General features: G+C 66.5%; 12 protein-coding genes. 3 read left to right on the plus strand and 9 right to left on the minus strand.

From position 1 onward, the window contains the following. Positions 1-104: 104 nt before the first annotated feature. The 9 genes from qhpG to V0R59_RS10595 form a co-directional block, all read right to left on the minus strand. Complete coding sequence (qhpG, locus tag V0R59_RS10555; RefSeq protein ID WP_330073792.1) at positions 105-1,412, minus strand: flavin-dependent monooxygenase QhpG; 1,308 nt, start codon at positions 1,410-1,412, stop codon at positions 105-107. Further along, positions 1,409-2,074, minus strand: coding sequence for a subtilisin-like serine protease QhpE (qhpE, locus tag V0R59_RS10560; protein ID WP_330073793.1), 666 nt, complete (start codon positions 2,072-2,074; stop codon positions 1,409-1,411). Before qhpE ends, qhpG begins: the two co-directional genes overlap by 4 nt. Beyond that, positions 2,067-3,782, minus strand: a complete 1,716-nt coding sequence (locus V0R59_RS10565) for an ABC transporter ATP-binding protein (RefSeq protein WP_330073962.1) — start codon at positions 3,780-3,782, stop codon at positions 2,067-2,069. The genes qhpE and V0R59_RS10565 overlap by 8 nt, the downstream gene beginning before the upstream one ends. Beyond that, the gene (locus V0R59_RS10570) at positions 3,782-5,683 is read right to left on the minus strand and encodes a sigma-54-dependent Fis family transcriptional regulator (RefSeq protein WP_330073794.1); all 1,902 of its coding nucleotides are present in this window, start codon (positions 5,681-5,683) and stop codon (positions 3,782-3,784) included. The genes V0R59_RS10565 and V0R59_RS10570 overlap by 1 nt, the downstream gene beginning before the upstream one ends. A 109-nt stretch (positions 5,684-5,792) precedes the next feature. Beyond that, on the minus strand, positions 5,793-8,498 hold the full coding sequence (locus V0R59_RS10575; RefSeq protein ID WP_330073795.1) for a LuxR C-terminal-related transcriptional regulator: 2,706 nt from the start codon (positions 8,496-8,498) through the stop codon (positions 5,793-5,795). 269 nt (positions 8,499-8,767) lie between these two features. Beyond that, on the minus strand, positions 8,768-10,132 hold the full coding sequence (locus V0R59_RS10580; protein ID WP_330073963.1) for a DUF1329 domain-containing protein: 1,365 nt from the start codon (positions 10,130-10,132) through the stop codon (positions 8,768-8,770). A 29-nt stretch (positions 10,133-10,161) separates the two neighbouring features. Next, complete coding sequence (locus V0R59_RS10585; protein WP_330073796.1) at positions 10,162-12,063, minus strand: DUF1302 domain-containing protein; 1,902 nt, start codon at positions 12,061-12,063, stop codon at positions 10,162-10,164. A gap of 322 nt (positions 12,064-12,385) precedes the next feature. Next, on the minus strand, positions 12,386-14,068 hold the full coding sequence (locus tag V0R59_RS10590; protein WP_330073797.1) for a fatty acid--CoA ligase: 1,683 nt from the start codon (positions 14,066-14,068) through the stop codon (positions 12,386-12,388). Between the two features lie 139 nt (positions 14,069-14,207). Further along, on the minus strand, positions 14,208-14,837 hold the full coding sequence (locus tag V0R59_RS10595; RefSeq protein ID WP_330073798.1) for a LysE family transporter: 630 nt from the start codon (positions 14,835-14,837) through the stop codon (positions 14,208-14,210). Positions 14,838-14,996: 159 nt separating this feature from the next. Here V0R59_RS10595 and V0R59_RS10600 point away from each other — a divergent pair, with 159 nt between their 5' ends. From V0R59_RS10600 to V0R59_RS10610, 3 genes are read left to right on the plus strand one after another with little or no spacing between them, the layout of a single operon-like run. Next, entirely contained in the window at positions 14,997-15,572 is a 576-nt protein-coding gene (locus tag V0R59_RS10600; protein WP_330073799.1) for an NAD(P)H-dependent oxidoreductase, read from the plus strand. Between the two features lie 12 nt (positions 15,573-15,584). Next, positions 15,585-15,941: a MerR family transcriptional regulator gene (locus V0R59_RS10605; protein ID WP_330073800.1), complete on the plus strand. Its 357-nt coding sequence runs from the start codon at positions 15,585-15,587 to the stop codon at positions 15,939-15,941. Positions 15,942-15,960: 19 nt separating this feature from the next. Beyond that, positions 15,961-16,917 (plus strand): 2-hydroxyacid dehydrogenase, encoded by a 957-nt coding sequence (locus tag V0R59_RS10610; RefSeq protein WP_330073801.1) that lies wholly within the window; start codon positions 15,961-15,963, stop codon positions 16,915-16,917. Positions 16,918-16,964 lie beyond the last annotated feature (47 nt).

The following is a 16,964-nucleotide window of genomic DNA, read 5'->3' on the forward strand; positions in this document are numbered from 1 at the left end:
TGGCTGATCGGGGCTGATCACCATTTTCAGGCGTCTGGTACCTGAACCATACGCGGCCCCTGTGGGAGCGGGTTTACCCGCTCCCACAAAGTCCGCGTTCGGCTTCAGGGGCGGTAGCCCTGGCTCAGCAGCCAGCTACGCAGGTAGCGCTGTTGTTCGGGGTTCAACGCAGCCAGCACCTGATCCGCCGGCTCAGCGCGCAAGCGGCTGACCAGCGGCGCCAGCTCTACTCCATTCAGGTGCCAGATGCCCAATGGCTGATCGGGGCTGATCACCACCTGCGCCAGGTCCACCAGGCCCTCGCGCAGCACTGGCGCCTGTTCTATTCGCAGGCTGGAGAAATCCGCCGTGGCATGCACCGGCTCGGCATCCGGCCACTGTCGGCGTGCCTGCCAGAACGGCTCGTCGGCCCAGCGCCGCTCTTCCAGGTAGAAATCCCGCCCCAGCCGCGCAAAGCGCCAGAACAGGTGCTCGACCCGCCGCTGGTGGAAACGCAGGGCCAGCTCGCGGCGTTCGGGATGGGTCAGAAGGGTGTTGATCACCGCCGGTGCCTGCAAGGCGGAAGACAACGACTGGAAGATGCCGTTGCCCGACAGGGGATCCACCGCCATCGCCGCATCCCCCACCCGCAGCCAGTTGTCACCGCCGCACAGCGGCGCCAGGATCGCCGTACTGCTACGGGCATGCAGTTGCAGGTCCTGTTCCTGGTCGGTGTCGAAGAATGCCCGGGCCAGTGGCGACTGCCAGCGCTTCTCACGGCAGAAGTCCAGCAGCGCGGCCTTGTCCGGCAAGGCCGTGGCGGCGACGTCCAGGGTCCACTGCCAGTAGCAACGGCCATCGGCCTGGCGGGCCATCCACACCCAGCCGTCGGGCTGGCTTTCCACCGCGCTGGCACTCTTGCCCGGAGGGCCCTGCCAGCGGTTGAGCAGGCTGAGGGTTTCCGGCCCGCGCTCGGCGCGTCCCTGGGAGCGGTCGTGCTGGGGCGCCTGGCGGCCGCGGGCTTCGACATGGAAATCGGCACTGAGGGACGGCGCCCCGTCTAGTTCGATCAGGCTGCGACCGTCTTCGACGTGCACGCCGAGCACCCGCGCCTCGATCACCTCGATCCCGGCGCTGCGCAGGTCGTCGCGCAGGCCCTGGTCGAAACGCGGGCGGTCCAGCAGGAACTCGACGTTGCGACTCTGCGCCTCGCTGTTCCACCGCGCATGCCGCCGCGAAGGCTCGCCGGCCACCGCCAGCGCCTGCTGCAGGCCGCTGCTGCGCAGCGCCTCCAGGACCCGCTGCGACACACCCTCCAGCGCAGCGAAACGACGCCACTCGCTGACGACCCGAACCTCATGGCCAAGCCGTTTGAGACCCAGGGCAACCACCGCGCCCGCCGGGCCGGCTCCCAGTACGACAATAGATTTCAAGCACGACCCCGATATTCACGGCCACGGTAATGGGCGTTGTGCAGCAGCCAGGCCATCACCAGCGCATTGCTGGCATGGGGCTGCTCGCGAAGAAAGGCGGCGATATGCCCGGTCAGCGCCGCACAACCAAAACTGGCCCCCGACAGCGGGCTTTCCTTGGCCCGCACGCAGGCGCCGAAATCGGCCTGGGGGCTGTCCAGCCAGCTCCACTCGTCGCGCTGGCAACGGGCATCGCCGGTGATGCGCAACACGCCCGGGTAGGCGGCGGGATACACCGGCATGCCCTGGGCCGGGGTCGAGGCGCAGATCAGCACGCCGGCGTTCTGTGCCGCCGCGCAAGCCTCGCGCAGCGCCGGGCGATCCTCGCGCAGGCCGAGGCTGAGGTTGATCAGGCGCACGCCGCGCATCACCAGCCACTCGATGCCCGCAGCCACCTGCAAGGCGCTGGTCACACCGCGCTCGTCGAACACCTGGGCAACATGGATCGGCAGGTCGCCAGCACCGGCGGCGATCAGCTCGACCACCGCCGAACCATGCCCCAGCGCATCCTCCCGCGCCGGCTGTTCGCTGACGCCGACCGCCGCCAGCTGGAAACGCTGGGCGCCGGCCAGGCGGTCGAGGGGACCACCGCTGTCCACCACGCCGATGCTCACCTCAGACATGCCCGGCCTCCCGCTCGCGCAACTGGCCGTCCCTCAGCACCAGGTGCAGGTCGGCGTTGGCCAGGGTCGAGGGGCGGTGGCTGACCAGGATCCGGGTCCGCTCGGCAAACAATCGGTCTATCGCGGCAATCACTTCTCGCTCCGTGTCTTCATCGACTTGTGAGGTGGCTTCATCCAGCACCAGCAGCAGGGGATTCTGGAGCAATGCGCGGGCAATGGCGATACGTTGTTTCTGTCCGCCCGACAATTGCTGGCCGCGCTCGCCCAAGGGGCTGTCCAGGCCCTCCGGCAAGCTGGCGATGAGACTGTCGAGTTGCGCCAGGCGGGCAACCTCGGCGATGGCTTCGCGGCTGGCATCCGGCGCGCTGTAGGCCAGGTTGTCGGCCAGGCTGCCACGGAACAGCACGATGTCCTGGCTGACCACCGCCACGCGCTGGCGCAGGGTCTGCAGATCGAGGTCGCGCAGGTCGACGCCGCCCAGCAGGATCTGCCCGGCCTGGGGGTCGTAGAAGCGTTGCAGCAGGTCGATCAGGGTCGACTTGCCGGCGCCGGACATGCCGCTCAGGGCCACCTTGCAGCCATGGGGAATCTGCGCGTCGACCTGCTGCAAGAGCGGCGGCCGCCCCGGGTGGGCGAAGCACACGCCGTGCAATTCCAGGTCACCGCGCTCCGGCATCGGCGTCGCTTGCTGCGGGCTTTCCACCTCCGGCGCGACCCCGCGCAACTCCATGACCCGGCCCAGGCTGACGCTCATGCGCTGCACCGCCACATACAGGCCGAGCAGGCTCTGCACCGGCCCCACCGCCATGCCGAGGTAGGTGGAGAAGGCAATCAGCGCCCCCAACTGCCAGGTGCCCTGCACCACCCAGTAGCCCCCCACGAGGAAGGCGCAGGCGCGGGACAGCGAGGTCAGGGTACCCGGCACTGCCTGGGTGAAGAACTCGGTGACCTGCAGGCGCAGCAACTGGCTCATGTAGCCCTGTCCCAGCCCGTCGAGACGCCGCGCCTCGCGTTGCTGCTGGCCGGCGGCCTGGATGAACTTCATCGCCGGCAGGGTCTCCACCAGGAACGACGAGACATCTGCCGAGCGCTCGCGCAACTGGCGCACCTCGCGCTCCACCTTGCGCCGCATCCAGCGCAGCCAGAGCACGTCCAGCGGGATCAGCAGCAGCGCCAGCAGCGACAGTTGCCAGGACAGCATCAGCAGCATGCCCAGGGCACAGACCAGGCCGATCACGCTGGACACCGCGGAGAACAGCGAGTCCACGGCGAAGCGCTGGATCTCGGCCACGTCGCCGTCCAGCCGCGACATCAGGTCGCCAAGGCGGCGCTGGCCGTAGAAGCTCGGCGACAGCCGTTGCAGGTGGCGATACAGGGCGTCGCGCAGGGCGAACAGGATGCGCCCGGACAGGCGGGTGTGCAGGTAGCGATTGAGGCCGGACAACAAGGTGCCGAGGATGCCGGCGAGGATCATCAGGCCGGCGATCAGCGCCAGCTTGGGGAAGTCCTTGGCCAGCAGGCCATCGTCGATCAGCAGCTTGGTCAGCCAGGGCTGCACCAGCACCAGCGCGGTGGCGCACAGCGACAGGCCGAGCAACCCGGCGATGGCCAGCCGGTGCGGGCGGATGAAGCCGTACAGCCAGTGCAGGGCGTCCTGCACGGCGGGCCGGTCCTGATGCTCGATCAGGCGGCTGAGCAGACGCTGGATCACGACGTCATCTGCTTGAGCTTGCGGTACAGGGTGGCGCGGCTGATGCCCAGGGCCGCGGCGGCGGCCGTGGCATTGCCATGATGACGGTCGAGTGCCTGGCGGATCAGTTCCAGCTGGTTGTCCCGCAGGTTTTCCGCCTTGGCCTGGGGCGCGCCGCTGCGCAGTTCGTCCAGCAGGTTGTCCGGCAGGTGGTCGAGGCCGAGTAGCTGTTCGCCGTCCTCGCGCATCGCCAGCAGCAGGCGCAGGTTCATCTCCAGCTGACGGATGTTGCCCGGCCAGTGGTAGGCGCCGAACAACCGCGCCAGCTCGTCGGACAGGCGCACGCCGTGACCGCCGAGGCGGGCCAGCAGGCTGTCGATCAGCGCCGGCAGGTCGTCGCGCTCGCGCAGGGCCGGCAGCTTCACGCTGATGCCATTGAGACGGTAGTAGAGGTCTTCGCGGAACTGCTGGTCGGCCACCTGCTGCTTGAGGTCGCGGTGGGTGGCGCAGATCAGGGCGATATCCAGGTCCTGCTCCTGCGCCGCCCCCAGCGGCGCCACCTTGCGCTCCTGCAAGACCCGCAGCAGCCGGGCCTGCAGGGCCAGCGGCATGTCGCCGACCTCGTCGAGGAACAAGGTGCCGCCATGGGCCTGCTGCAGGCGCCCGACCATGCCGCCGCGGCGCGATCCGGTGAAGGCGCCCTCGCGATAGCCGAACAGTTCCGACTCGATCAGGCCTTCGGGAATCGCCGCGCAGTTCACCGCGATGAACGGCTTGCCGGCGCGGGCGCTGTCGTGGTGCAGGGCGCGGGCCACCACTTCCTTGCCGCTGCCGGTCTCGCCCAGCAGCACCACCGGCAGGTCGCTGGCCAGGCCCTGGCGGGCCATGCGCAGGGTCCGGGCGAAACGGCTGCTGGCGGCGCCGAGGGTTTCCAGCGAAGGCGTGGTCGAGGCTGGCGTGGGCCGGCTGACGGTGGCCGGCAGCGACACGGCAATGGAGCGCTGCGGCAGGTGCAGCGCCTTGTAGTGGAAGGCGCCCTTGGCGGTCTCGATGCTGTCGACCTGGCCCGCCTGCAGGCGCGCCAGCCATTGCTCGACGCGCTGCCCCAGCAGGCCGTCGCAGCGCTGGCCGACCAGGCTGGCGCGGTCGCCATGCAGCAACTGGCAGGCCTGGTTGCTGGCGGCGAGGATGCGCCCGTCGAGACTCACCGCCAGCAGGCCCTGCCAGCAGGAGTCGAGGTACTGCCGACGGCTGTGGAACGCCAGGACGATCTGCTCGGGGAAGCTGTTGATGAACAGCCGGCTTTCGATCTGCATCACTGCCATCGCCAGCAGCGCGGTGCGGTCGTGGAGACGGCCGAGGGGGCCCTGGCGGGTCAGGTCGAGGACGCCGAACAGTTCGCCCTGCGGGCAGTGGATCGGCACCGAGGTGCAGGAGAAATCGCTGAGGCGTTCGAGGAAGTGTTCGCCGCAGTCGATCTGTACCGTGCGCGCTTCCACCAACGCGGTGCCCAGGGCGTTGGTGCCACGGCTCGCCTCGCTCCAGCAGGTGCCGGGGGCGATGTCGCCGAGGCCGCGCTGCCTGAGTACGCCGGATTCGCCCTGGATGGCGAGGATGGTGGCGTCGGCGTTGGCGAGGATGATCAGGCTGTCCTGGCCCTGGCGCGCGCCGAGGTAGTCGAGTTCGGCGCTGGCGGCGTCCAGCAGCGGGCGGTTGCTGGCCAGCAGCAGGTCGAGGCTGGCAGCGGAGGTCAGGGCGACTTCCTGGCCGGCGTTACCGGTGACCCCATGACCGAGGCTGCGGCGCCAGGAGGCATCGATTTCGGCACGCAGGAAACCGTCGGGCAACTGGCCCTCGACGGACAGGCGTTCGCGGGCAAGACGGGGGTTCGAGGTCGGGGCTGTTTTTATTGTGCTCATCGGCGGCTCCGGATCGGTTATCCGATACAAGCAAGACCTGCGCCAGATTCCGTTGGTAACACTTCCCTGTGCCGGCAACAGGGCCAACAGGCTTGCGAGTATAACGCCGTTACAAAAGCCCCAGCGACTTGGCTCGGGCCACTGCCTGGGTGCGCCGCTCCACGCCGAGCTTGCTGTTGATATGGCTGGCGTGGGTCTTCACGGTATGCAGGGAAATGAACAGCTGCTCGCTGATTTCCTGGTTGGAGCAGCCTTGGGCGATCAGCTTGAGCACGGCGTGTTCGCGCACGCTGAGGGTTTCCGCGCTGGCACTTTCCTGGGCGGGAAGCAAGGCCAGCAGGCTGGCCTGGATGGTGCTCGACGGCTGGGCCTGGAGCTGTTCGCGCAGCCATTCGGGATGTTCGTTGAGCAGGCGCTGGAAGGGTTGCAAGGCCCCGCCCCGCGCGGCATCGAGCGCCAGGGCGAGCCGCTCGCGTGCCTCCGGCTGGTCGCCCAGCGCCAATGCCAGGCCGACCGCCTGGCACAGGGCGTTGACGCACAGTAACTGGCCGCCACTGGCCTGGCCGCGATTGACCAGCGCCTGCAGCCGCTGCCCGGCCTGGGCGGCACGCCCCTGGGCCTGCTCCAGCAGCGCCTGCTGCAACTCGATATGCAACGGCAGCAACGGGTGGAACTCCGGCGCCGCCGCAGCCTGTTGTCCGCCATAGGTCTGGCTCAGGCGCAGCAGCCAGGACTCGGCGAGGTCGTTGCGCCCTTGGGCCAGCCACAGCTCGCACTTCACCAGGGTGATCATGGCCAGGTAGAAGATCGGCGGCACGTCCCAGATATGCATCAGCCGCTCGGCCTCGGCCAGTTCGGCGAAAGCTTCGGCGAAACGCCCTTCGCGTCCGTCCAGGGTGGCCAGGGCGCAATGGCCAATGAGCACGCTGATATCGCGACAGGCGCGCGCTTCGATCAGGCCGGCACGCAGGCGGCTGCGGCCAGCGTCCGCCTGCAGGCGACCCACCAGCAGATAGCCTTCATAGAGCATCAGCCGCGCCCGCACCGCATAGAGTCGCTGGGACGACAATCCGCGCAGGCGGTGCAGCCCCTGGCGCACCTCGTCCATGGCCCGCAGCACTTCGCCGCGGGCATGCAGCACCCGCGCGCGGTCGTAGTGGGCCAGGGCTTCGAACAACGGGTTGCCGACCCGCTGGGCCAGCTCCAGGGCCTCGCGGTTCCAGCCACGGGCGCGCCAGAAATCGGCATCGGCGATGGCCAGGTTGGACAGGGTCGAGAGGCACATCAGGCGCTGCCCGTAACGTTTGTGCGGCAGGCTCTGCAGGGCCTGCTCGCAGTACGAGCGGGTGCGCTCGCGGTCGCCGCGACCACGGGCGATGATCCCGCTCAGCGCCAGCCACTGGGCCAGCATGGACTTCTGTGCGGTGGCCGAGGGCGCCGGCAGGAAACGGCTGAGATGGCTGGCCAGCTCCTCCGCCGCGTCCAGCTGGCAAGCCAGGCCCAAGGCCCAGCTGTACAGCACGATCAGCCGCGGCGTGCTGATCAGCAGGCTGTCGGGCAGGTCCATCTTCCAGCGCAGCAGCATGCCGACGTTCTGTTCCGCCAGCAGTTGTTCCTCGGAGAGGTTCTGCACCAGGTTGGCCGCCACGTCGAGGTGCCCGGCGCGCAATGCCTGCTCCACCGCCTCGTCGAGCAGGCCCTGGCCATGGAACCAGCGGCAGGCCCGCAAGTGCAGGCTGGACAGTGGCAGGCTGGCCTGGCGGGTGCGCAGCAGGTCGGAGAACAGGTGGTGATAGCGGAACCAGTAGCCGTGCTCGTCCAGCGGCACGAGGAACACCTGGTGCGATTGCAGGAAACGCAGAATCTCGCCGCTGTCGTGGCTTTCCCGCAGGGCGTCGCAGAGGTCGGCGCAGAAGCGGTCCTGGCAGGCGGTGTCGTTGAGGAAGGCCTGCACCTCGGGCGGCAGGCAGTCGATGACTTCTTCCAGCAGGTAGTCGCGGATCAGCCCTTCGCCACCGTGCAGGGCCTGGGGCAAGGCGCTGTCGGCCCCGGACTCGATGGCCGCGAGCAGCCAGAAGCGCAGGCCGGCGACCCAGCCGTCGCTGCGCTGGACCAGGTTGTCCAGGGCCTGGCCACGCAGTGCCGAAGGGTGCTGGCCGAGCACTGCGAAGGATTCGTCGGGGGTCAGGCGCAGGTCCTGTTCGGTCAGCTCCAGCAACTGTCGCGACAGGCGCAGGCGCGCCAGGTGCCAGTCCGGGCGCAGGCGGCTGGTGACCAGCAGCACCAGCCCGGTCGGCAGGTGATTGAGGAAGAACTGCAGGCAGCGGTCGAGCACCGGCCCCTGGGCCAGGTGGTAGTCGTCCAGCACCAGTAGGATCGGCGCGCCGTTGTGCAGGTGCACCGCCAGTTCGTCGAGCAGGCCGTCGAGCCATTCCTCGAAGGCGAACGGCTGGTGGCGCTGGCGCATCTTCAGCAGGCCGAGGGCCTGGGCGCCAAGGCCCGGACAATGCTGTTGCAGGCCTTCGAGCAGGCGCTCCAGGAAACGACCGGGATCGGCATCACGCTTGCTCAGGCCCAGCCACAGGCTGCGCCACTGCGCGGGCAGGCCCTGGCAGAACTCTACCGCCAGGGAACTCTTGCCGAACCCGGCCGGGGCGTTGACCAGCAACAGGCGTCCGCCGAGCCCGGCCTGCAAACGCTGGCAAAGGCGCGCCCGCGGCACATGCCCGTCGGGCAGCGGTGGCCGGTAGAAGCGTCCTTCCAGCGCGGACACGGTCTGGCTGGTGAACCCTTGCGTGCTGGACAGATCGGTCATGGCCGGCCCTTTCCTGGGAAACTCTCGGCGACAGGGATTGCCGCAGACTAGCGGTTTAACCGGCACATTTGAAGGCGATTGCCGCAGGTAAGCAAAAAAAGACTACAACAAGAAGCAACAAGAACGACATTGACTGGAGGCAATGGATGATACGTCGGATGGCGTTATCCGAGATGTCGAAGGGATTTTTCTGATGGGGTGTATTCCGAAAATCAGAACGCCCCGGCAAGCCGGGGCGTTCTGGGGGATCACACGGAGTCGCTCAAGCCTTAACGCACACCCGACTGACGCAGGGCTGCCGGCTGGAAGTCGGCCTTGGATGCGGTGAAGCCGAAGTCGTAGGAACGTTTTTCCTCGTTCTTCATGCCAAGGGCCAGGTAACGACCGGACTGCAGGTCATAGATGGCTTCCAGGGTGTACCACGGTACCTGGACGTTGTAGTAGTCCTGGGCGTGGGCCTCGGATACCCGCCACAGCTGGTTGCGACCGTCGTACTGGTCGATCACCGCCGCTTGCCAGGTGTCCTCGTCGATATAGAAGTCACGCTTGGCGTAGATGTGGCGCTGGCCCGGTTTCAGGGTCGCCACCACGTGCCACACGCGGCGCAGTTCGTAACGGGTGAGGTCCTGGTTGATGTGGCCCGCCTTGATGATGTCGGCGTACTTCAGGGTCGGCGAATCCAGCTTGTAGCTGTTGGAGGCGATGTACATCTCCTTCTTGCCTTCCAGCTTCCAGTCGTAGCGATCCGGCGCGCCGTTGTACATGTCGAGGTTGTCGGAGGTACGCAGGCCGTCGGCCGCGGTACCCGGACCGTCGTAGGACACCTGCGGCGCCAGGCGCACGCGACGCTGGCCGGCGTTGTAGACCCATGCCTTGCGCGGTTCCTTGACCTGGTCGAGGGTCTCGTGCACCAGCAGCACGCTACCGGCCAGGCGTGCCGGCGCGGTGACTTCCTGCTTGAAGTAGAACAGCACGTTGCCCGGATCCTGCGGGTTGAAGTCCTTCATCCGGTCGCGGAAGACGAACTGGTCCTGGAAGTACACCAGGCTGTAGCTGCCATTCTGCTGCGGCGTGGCCTGGGTCACCAGGCGGGTCACGCTGCCCCCGCGATAGCGGGTGATGTGGTTCCAGATGACCTCGACGCCGCTTTTCGGAATCGGGAATGGTACGGCGACCTGGAAGTTGTTCAGGCCGTTGCCGCCCTCCACCAGGGTGGTCTCGGTGGCGTTCTTCTTGATCGCGGCGAAGACGTCGGCAGGCACGGTGGCGCCGCGGTGGGTCTTGTACACCGGGATCTTGAAGGTCTCAGGGTAGCGCTTGAACATCGCGACCTGGCCCGGGGACAACTTGTCCTTGTACTGGTCGACGTTCTGCGCGGTGATGGTGAACAGCGGCTTGTCGGCCGCATACGGATCGGAGAGGAAGCCGCGGGCATCGACGGAGCCAGCGGTCTTCGACAGCGGCTCCCAGGGGCCGATGGAACCATCGGCGTTACCGGCTTTTTCCGCGCCCATCGGGGTCAGGCTGCTGCCCAGCTTGGCGGCTTCATCGGCGGACACCGCCGCCATCACGCTGCTCGCCAGCAGGGACAGGCCCAGTACGCCGGCTTTGAGCAAAGTCTTGGTGCTTTTCATGGTCATGTTCTTCTTCCTGAATAATGCGCTTAGAAGTTCACGCCGAAGCTGAGGGCGACGAAGTCGCGGTCATCCACGGTGGTGTACTTGCCGTCGAAGAAGTTGGTGTACGACAGGCTGGCGGTGTAGGTGTTGAGGTAGTCGGCATCGACACCGAGGCTGACGGCCTTGCGACCCTCCTCGAAGTTGGCGCCCGGACCTGGCGAGTAACCCTTGACGTCGTGGGACCAGGCCACGCTCGGCTTGAGGTTCACACCGGCGAATACGTCCGGATAATCCCAGATGGCGCGAGCACGGTAGCCCCAGGAATCGGAGGTGGTGAAGCCGTCGTTCTCGCAGTAGCGGGTCAGGTTGTTCTGCGGGCCGCCGGCCAGGGTGCTGGCGTTGAGCGACGTGCAGCGACCGTTGGGCAACGGGCCAGGACCATACACCGGGTCACGACCGTAGCGAGCCTTGGAAGTGCTTTCCAGGCCACCGACGTGGGTCCAGCCAACTTCACCCACGAGGGTCAGGCGACTGGCGCCCATGACCTGGTCGAAGAAGTGCGTGAAGGTGGTTTGCAGCTGGGTGATTTCCTTGCGGCGATAGCCCGGCTGGTCCTGGCCTGGACGGCCTTGCAGGACCGATGCGGTCGGGTCCAGCGGGGTCAGGCCGGAGAACAGGATATCGGTGGTGTTGAGCTGCACCGGGGCGTTTGGCCGGTAGCTGATTTCCCCGCTCCACGCGGTGCCGGTGGGCAGCGTGGTGGAGAAGCTCAGGCCGTACAGACGGATGTCTTCCGGATATTCGACGTAGTAGCTGGAGTTGCCCGCCACCACCAGAGGCAGCAGGGTAGGCGCCAACGCCACGGCCTGGGCCTGGCTCAGGCCGTTGGCCATCAGCCTGCCGACGAGCCCGGCGGCACTGTAAGCACTGGCCGGACCGCCCTTGCCGCTGAAGATCGGCGCGCGGCTGTGGTAGTTCATGAAGTAGGCACCGAACTCGGTGGCCAGCGGATCGTACATGTAGCGGAAGGCAACGCCGAACTGACCGCCATCGCGTGCATCGCGGTCGGGATCACGCCGCACGATCACGCCTTCGTCAGGCGAGCCATGGGTCACGCCGAGCTGGGCCAGCGCATTGCGCACGGCTGGGGAGGCGATGCTCGAGTTTTTGGCCAGTACCGCCAGGTTGTTGTTGCAACCGTCGGCGATCACGTCTGGCTGGGAGAAGAAGGTACCGCAGTTGTCCACTACGGTCTGGTCCCACTCCAGCTGGTAGAAGGCCTCGGCCGACAGGTTGTCGGTCAGGCTCTGGGACACGTAGAACATGTTGACCGGGATCAGGCCTTCCTTGACCTCGGCCCCCGGACGACGGAATGCGGACACGTCGATCGGGTTGATGGAGTTGATGCCGCCACCGATGAAGGTACTTTCACCCCAGCTCACCACCTGCTTGCCCAGGCGCACCGAGCCCGGCTGATCGGCGATGGAGTAGTTGTGGTAGATGAAGGCGTCGAGAATCTGCCCGCCGGAGGACTGGGCGCCTTCCTTGCGGTTGGAGTCGCTGATGTCCTTGAATTCGCGGCTTTCGTCCTTCAGTTCGAAGTCGTACCAGTACTTGCCGCGAACGAAGACGCCGGTATCGCCGTACTTCAGTTCGAGGTCGTGGATGCCCTTGAAGATCTTCGAGAAGGTCTCACCGCGCTTGAAGTTCAGGTGACCGTCGTCAGAGGTCTGCGACAGGCCATGGCCGCCGTTGTTCACCCCGATCAGGTTCTTGTTCGCTTTCTCGGTTGACCAGCTTGCGCCGACCGACAGCGCCGAGTCGAAGCTCCCCTCGATCTCGCCGATATTGAAACTGACCGCGAATGCAGGACTTGCAAGCGTAGAAGCGAGGCTGACGGCCAGGGGCAGTTTCGCCCGGCGCCAGAACAGATTTACTGATGTCATCGACGCTACTCCATGTACTTTATTTTTATGGCAGTGAGTCCTTCAAAGAAACGGGCCGATCGACGCCAGTGCTGGCAGGCCGCTAGTCGGTGCGCTGCGTGCGCATTCCCCGTCCCTCAAAATCCCCTGGCCCGACTATAGCCAGCAGGTAGTAGTGCTTGATCCCTCTAAAGTGTGATTTGCACATCACCCTCGCCCGTGGCACCGCCAGGGCGGCAACACGAAGGCTGGCGGGGGAAGGATGGCTGATATTTTCCATTTCACAAGGCGGCGAAGCCTCTGGAACGCGGCTCGCACCCGTCAAGGCGCGAGCCGCTGCGGTTTACAGGGTGGACAGGAAGGCGCTGTTGCTGGCCTGCCACTCGATGATGTCGAGGCGGATACGCTTCTTGTCGAGCTTGCCGACACTGGTCTTGGGAATTTCGGTAACAAGGGCGATCTGGCTGGGGATCGCCCACTTGTTGATATGCCCCAGCTCCACGAACGGCTTGAGGTGTTCCTTGAGTTCCCGCGCGTCGATGCTGGCGCCTTCGCGCACCACCAGCAGAGCGAACGGGCGCTCGCCCCACTGCGGATCGGCAACGCCGACCACGGCCACTTCGCGTACTGCGGCGTGGCGACTGATGAGGTCTTCCAGGTCCAGTGAGGAAATCCATTCGCCGCCGGTCTTGATCACGTCCTTGATGCGGTCGCGGATGTCGATCACGCCCATGGCGTCGAGGGTGGCGACGTCACCGGTGTGCAGCCAGCCGCCGGCCCAGAGTTCCTCGCTCTTCTGCGGCTCGCGGAAGTAGCCCATGGTCAGCCAGGGCGCGCGCAGCACCAGCTCGCCCTGGGACTCGCCGTCGGCCGGGAGGAAGTTGCCATCGCCGTCGACGATCGCCGCTTCCACCAGCGGCACCGGCACCCCGGCCTTGATCCGGTAGGTGGTGCGCTCGTCCTCGCTGCCGGCCAGCAGTTCATCGTTGAGGTGGGCGCAGGAGATCAGCGGGCAGGTCTCGGACATGCCATAGGCCGCCGTCAGCTGGATGCCGCGGGCCTTGGCCGCCTCGTACAGGGCGCGGTTCAGCGCGCTGCCGCCGATGATGATCTTCCAGCCGCCGAAGTCCTCGTCCTGGGCGTTCTTGCAGTTGAGCAGCATCTGCAGGATGGTCGGCACGCAGTGGGAGAAGCTGACCTTTTCCTCGCGCCATAGGCGGACCAGCATGTCCGGCTCATAGCGCCCGGGATAGACCTGCTTGAGCCCGAGCATGGTGGCCACGTAGGGGATGCCCCAGGCGTGCACGTGGAACATCGGGGTGATCGGCATGTACACGTCGTCGGTACCGAGCAGGCGCACGCTGTCGATGCTACCGGTAACAGTGGCCACGCCCATGGTGTGCAGCACCAGCTGGCGGTGGGTGAAGTACACGCCCTTGGGATTGCCGGTGGTGCCGGTGGTGTAGAAGGTGGTGGCGACCGAGTTCTCGTCGAAATCCGGGAAGTCGTAGTGCGGGCTTGCGGCCGCCAGCAGTTGCTCGTACTCGCCGACCAGGCCAGGCAGCTCGGCGGTCTTCTCCGGGCCGTCGGTGAGCAGCAGGGTCTTCTCCACCGTGGTCAGTTGCGGGGCGATGGCCTGGTAGAGCCCGACGAAGTCGCTGTTGACCAGCACGAAGCGATCGTCGGCGTGATTCATGGTGTAGAGGATCTGCTCAGGCGACAGGCGCACGTTGATGGTGTGCACCACGGCGCCGATCATCGGGATGGCGAACATGCATTCCAGGTAGCGATGGCTGTCCCAGTCCATCACCGCCACGGTGTCGCCAGCCTTGACCCCGGCCTCGGTGAGCACGTTGGCCAGGCGGGCGATGCGCTCGTTGAGGGTCAGGTAGCTGTAGCGCAACTGGTCGCGGTAGACGATCTCGCGGGTTTTCTCGTAGCGGCTGCCGGACATCAGCAGACGCTTGATCAGCAACGGAAACTGATACGCACCCTCGGCGGGGGCAATGACACGAGTCTGCAACATGGGAGTCCCTTTTCTGGAGTTGCACGAGGCATTGGACAAAGCTGCCTTTACTCTAGAGCGGGGATGTGACGGTCAAATCAGCCAAAGGAATGATTTGACCGTCTTTCGACCGAACGGTCATTCCGTGCGGTCTGTCTGTTCAGCGGATTTCGCTGAAGGCGATCTTGATCCCCAGGGCGATCAGCACGGCGCCCATGGTGCGGTCGAACCAGTGGCCCATGCGCGCGAAGCCGGCGCGTACCCGGGCCTGGCTGAACAGCATGGCGACCAGGCAGAACCACAGGCCGGTGGCCAGCGCCAGGTACACGCCGTAGCCGGCCTGGACCAGCAGCGGGGTATGCGGGTTGATGACCACGGTGAACAGGGAGAGGAAGAACAGCGTGGCCTTGGGGTTGAGGCCGTTGGTCATGAACCCCGCGACGAAGGCCGCGCGCGGCGTGCGTTCCACGGTGGAGACCTGCACAGACTCGGCGCCGGCCGCAGCTGGCCTGGCGCGCAGGGCCTTGAAACCGATGTAGACCAGGTAGGCCGCGGCGGCCCACTTCAGCGCGTTGAACAGCATGATCGACTGCGACACGATCAGGCCGATGCCCAGCAGCGAGTAACCGACATGGAGGAAGATCGCGGTGCCGACGCCGAAAGCGGTCCAGGTACCCGCGCGGCGGCCATGGGTAACACTCTCGCGCACGACCACCGCGAAGTCGGGGCCGGGGCTGGCGACGGCCAGCAGGTGGATCAGCGCGACGGTGAGAAATTCTGCCCAGTACATGGGGGAGTGGCTCCTGGTAACGATCGAGGGCACGTACCTTACCTGCTCACACATTGTTACAACAGATCCGGATCGGGGCCGCGTTGCGGTTCCTCGATGCTTGACTCTCCCCCAAGGGTCAACCTTTAGCCTGCCGGTCTTTCCCCCGGACCAGACTCCATGACCCAGCGCATCCTCATCATCCTCGGCCACCCCGCCCCCGACAGCTTCTGCGGCGCCCTGGGCCAACACTACGCCACTGCCGCCCGCGAAGCCGGCCACGACGTTCGCCAACTGATCCTCGGCGACCTCGACTTCGAACCCGTCCTGCACCACGGCTACCGCGCCGAGCAAACGCTGGAAGCCGACCTGCTCGCCGCCCAGCAAGCGATTCTCTGGGCCGAGCGCCTGGTGCTGGTCTTCCCGATCTGGTGGGGCGGTGTGCCCGCCCTGCTCAAGGGCTTCCTCGACCGCGTCCTGCAACCGGGCTTCGCTTTCCGCTACAAGCGCGGTTCGCCGTTCCCGGAAAAACTCCTGAGCGGCCGCCATGCCCACCTGCTGGTGACCATGGACACCCCGCCCTGGTACTACCACTGGTTCCAGGCCATGCCCGGCCTGCACCAGATGCGCCGCACCACCCTGGCATTCTGTGGCGTGCGCACGGGAAAGACGCTAACGTTCGGACCGGTTCTTAACTCCACCCTGCAACGGCGCCAGTCCTGGCTGGACCAGACTCGCGCCCTGGCCCTGCGCTGACAAGGAAGTGCAATGTTCATCGGCGAAGCCGCCCGCCTGTCCGGTACCACCATCAAGACCATTCGCCACTACGAAAGCATCGGCCTGCTGGCCACGGCCCGGCGCCAGGGCAGCTACCGCGTCTACGACCAGCATGCCGTCGAGTTGCTGGTGCTGATCAAGTGCGCGCAAAAGCTCGGCTTTACCCTCAAGGAGATGCAGGCTCTAATGGCCGACGGCCAGACCCGCCGCGAAGACATCCGCGCCGCCATCGCCACGAAGAGCGCGCAGGTGCAGCAGCGGATCGACCAACTGCAACGCCAGCTCGGCGACTTGCAGGCCTTCGACGCCAGCCTGCAGCAGATTTCCGATAGCTGTTTCCATCTCTGAATTTCCCGGGAGCCCCGCCATGACCCACGCCGTCTTTCTCGATCACAGCTCGCTGGACCTCGGCGACCTCGACCTGGGCGGCTTGCACGCCTGCTTCGAGCGCCTTGACGTGCACCCGGCGAGCGCGCCCGAACAGGTGGTGCAACGCCTGCAAGGGGCCAGCGTGGCGATCAGCAACAAGGTCGTGCTGGACGCCGCGGTGATCAAGGCCTGCCCGGACCTGAAGCTGATCCTGGTGGCCGCCACCGGCACCAACAACGTCGACCTGCAAGCCGCCCGCGAGCAGGGCATCCTGGTCAGCAACTGCCAAGGCTACGGCACACCCTCGGTGGCCCAGCACACCCTTGCCCTGCTGCTGGCCCTGGCCACGCGCCTGGCGGACTACCAGCAGGCGGTCGCCGACGGCAAATGGGGCCAGGCCAAGCAGTTCTGCCTGCTGGACTTCCCCATCGTCGAGCTGGAAGGCAAGACCCTCGGCCTGCTCGGCCATGGCGAGCTGGGCGGTGCGGTGGCGCGCCTGGCGGAGGCCTTCGGCATGCGCGTGCTGCTTGGCCAGTTGCCCGGCCGCCCAGCCCGTGAAGATCGCCTGAGCCTGGAAGAGCTGCTGCCCCAGGTCGATGCCCTGACCCTGCACTGCCCGCTCAACGACAACACCCGCAACATGATCGGCGCAGCGCAGCTGGCCCTCCTCAAGCCCGGCGCGTTCATCGTCAACACCGCCCGCGGCGGGCTGATCGACGAACAGGCGCTGGCCGATGCGCTACGTGCCGGCCATCTCGGTGGCGCGGCTACCGACGTATTGAGCGTGGAACCGCCGGTCAACGGCAACCCGCTGCTGGCCGCGGACATCCCGCGCCTGATCGTCACCCCGCACAGTGCCTGGGGCGCGGTGGAAGCGCGGCAACGCATCGTCGACCAGTTGAGCGAAAACGCCCGGGCGTTCCTCGCCGGCAGCCCGCGCCGCGTGGTCAGCTGAGCAACGCCGGCTTCTGCTAGAATTCGCCCCTTTTTTCTCAGGAGCCG

The sequence above is a fragment of the Pseudomonas ulcerans genome (genome assembly GCF_036324125.1).
Classification (GTDB): domain Bacteria; phylum Pseudomonadota; class Gammaproteobacteria; order Pseudomonadales; family Pseudomonadaceae; genus Aquipseudomonas; species Aquipseudomonas ulcerans.

Coding starts and splice junctions, on each gene's coding strand:
- qhpE (WP_330073793.1), bottom strand. CDS start 2,074: ATGTCTGAGGTGAGCATCGGCGTGGTGGACAGCGGTGGTCCCCTCGAC.
- V0R59_RS10570 (WP_330073794.1), bottom strand. CDS start 5,683: ATGAGCACAATAAAAACAGCCCCGACCTCGAACCCCCGTCTTGCCCGC.
- V0R59_RS10575 (WP_330073795.1), bottom strand. CDS start 8,498: ATGACCGATCTGTCCAGCACGCAAGGGTTCACCAGCCAGACCGTGTCC.
- V0R59_RS10580 (WP_330073963.1), bottom strand. CDS start 10,132: ATGAAAAGCACCAAGACTTTGCTCAAAGCCGGCGTACTGGGCCTGTCC.
- V0R59_RS10585 (WP_330073796.1), bottom strand. CDS start 12,063: ATGACATCAGTAAATCTGTTCTGGCGCCGGGCGAAACTGCCCCTGGCC.
- V0R59_RS10590 (WP_330073797.1), bottom strand. CDS start 14,068: ATGTTGCAGACTCGTGTCATTGCCCCCGCCGAGGGTGCGTATCAGTTT.
- V0R59_RS10595 (WP_330073798.1), bottom strand. CDS start 14,837: ATGTACTGGGCAGAATTTCTCACCGTCGCGCTGATCCACCTGCTGGCC.
- V0R59_RS10600 (WP_330073799.1), top strand. CDS start 14,997: ATGACCCAGCGCATCCTCATCATCCTCGGCCACCCCGCCCCCGACAGC.
- V0R59_RS10605 (WP_330073800.1), top strand. CDS start 15,585: ATGTTCATCGGCGAAGCCGCCCGCCTGTCCGGTACCACCATCAAGACC.
- V0R59_RS10610 (WP_330073801.1), top strand. CDS start 15,961: ATGACCCACGCCGTCTTTCTCGATCACAGCTCGCTGGACCTCGGCGAC.